This window comes from Streptomyces sp. 13-12-16 (genome assembly GCF_002114215.1).
GTDB lineage: Bacteria > Actinomycetota > Actinomycetes > Streptomycetales > Streptomycetaceae > Streptomyces.
The window spans coordinates 1-1,558 of record NZ_NCTE01001316.1; the positions used below are offsets into that span (position 1 = coordinate 1).

Annotated in this window: 3 protein-coding genes; 1 reads left to right on the forward strand and 2 read right to left on the reverse strand. The window is 72.4% G+C overall.

Translation table 11 applies throughout. The features are described 5' to 3' along the window. Both B7767_RS40380 and B7767_RS40385 read right to left on the reverse strand, forming a co-directional pair. Positions 1 to 381 (reverse strand): GNAT family N-acetyltransferase (locus tag B7767_RS40380; RefSeq protein WP_085576256.1); only part of this gene is annotated, 381 nt, incomplete at its 3' end. 3 nt (positions 382 to 384) lie between these two features. Next, positions 385 to 1,158, reverse strand: coding sequence for an IclR family transcriptional regulator (locus B7767_RS40385; RefSeq protein ID WP_030224445.1), 774 nt, complete (start codon positions 1,156 to 1,158; stop codon positions 385 to 387). Between the two features lie 142 nt (positions 1,159 to 1,300). Here B7767_RS40385 and B7767_RS40390 point away from each other — a divergent pair. Then, positions 1,301 to 1,558 (forward strand): aldehyde dehydrogenase family protein (locus B7767_RS40390; RefSeq protein WP_143652932.1); only part of this gene is annotated, 258 nt, incomplete at its 3' end.

The window sequence follows — 1,558 nt, forward strand, 5'->3', positions numbered from 1 at the left end:
CTCCAGCACCCGCCGCGACGCCGCGTTGTCGGCGGCCACGCGCGCGTGCAGCGGGCGTTCGCCCACCTCCGCCAGCAGCCCGCGCAGCGCGGCCGTGGCGATGCCCCGGCCCCAGTGGGCGCGGTCGACCCAGTACGTCACCTCTCGCTCGCCCGGCTCCCCGTACACCGCCGCGTGGCCCACCACGTCGCCGTCGCCCAGGACCGTGCGCGTCACGATCCCCGGCGAGCTGCGGATGCGCGCCCAGTGCGCGTCGAAGGCGGCCCGGTCGGCCGGGTCCTCGGGGGTGAAGGCCGCCATGCGCAGCGCCTCCGGGTCGTTGAGCTGCCGGTAGAAGACCGGCAGGTCGCTGTCGTGCACCGGCCGCAGGGCGATGTCCACGGGTCAGAGCCTCCGGGTGGCCAGGGTCAGCCGGTCGCGGGCGTCGAACAGGGCGTCCTTGACCATCTGCTCGTGCGCGGGCGTGAGCCGCGCCACCGGCACCGAGCAGCTGATCGCGTCCCGCGCGGGGGTGCGGTAGGGGATCGCCACGCCGAAGCAGCGCAGCCCCAGCGTGTTCTCCTCGCGGTCCACGGCGAAGCCCTGCTCCCGCACCAGGTGCAGCTCCTCGATGAGCTTCTCCCGGTCCGTGATGGTGTGCTCGGTCAGCGCGGGCAGCGTCTCCGGGAGCATCTTGCGCACCTGCTCGTCCGGGTACGTGCTCAGCAGCGCCTTGCCCAGCGACGTCGAGTGCGCGGGCAGCCGGCGGCCGACCCGGGTGAACGGGCGCAGGTAGTGCTGGGACTGGCGGGTGGCGAGGTACACCACGTTGGTGCCGTCGAGCCGGGCGAGGTGGATGGTCTCCGTGGTGTCGTCGGAGAGCCGGTCCAGGGTGGGGCGGGCCGCCGCGACGACCTCGTCGCCGTCGATGTACGACGTGCCCACCAGCAGCGCCCGCACGCCGATGCCGTACCGCGTGCCCGTCGCGTCCGTCTCCACCCAGCCGAGGTCCACGAGGGTGCGCAGCAGCATGTAGAGGCTCGACTTGGGGTAGCCGACGGCCTCCTGGACCGCCGCCAGGGAGTGCATGCCGGGGCGCCCGGCGAAGTATTCGAGCAGTTCAACGGTCCGCACCGCGGACTTGACCTGCGCCCCGCCGCCCGTCTCGCCAGCCGACATCGCCCTTGACCCCTTCGTTCGCCTGGAAATAGTCTCCGAAGCACATTCACCCACAGAGACAGTGTTCAGTATATCGAACAACCCTGTGGGGTGACGTACATACTGCGGCATTGCATGCGGCAATCAAGTGGAGGGACCCGCGGTGGCAGCAGCACCAGTCTGGAGTGTCGACCCCCGAACCGGGAAGCAGCGTGAACAGGTTGCGGTGGAGGCCACAGCCCAGGAGGTGGACGCCGCCGTCCGCGCCGCGCACGACGCGCGCGGCGCGCTGACGGACCGCACCGTCCGCGCGGCCTTCCTGCGCACGGCCGCCGACGAGCTGGAAGCGGCCAGGGACCGGCTCGTCGAGGTCGCCGACGCGGAGACCGCGCTCGGCCCGGTCCGGCTCACCGGCGAACTC

Coding starts and splice junctions, on each gene's coding strand:
- B7767_RS40385 (WP_030224445.1), bottom strand. CDS start 1,158: ATGTCGGCTGGCGAGACGGGCGGCGGGGCGCAGGTCAAGTCCGCGGTG.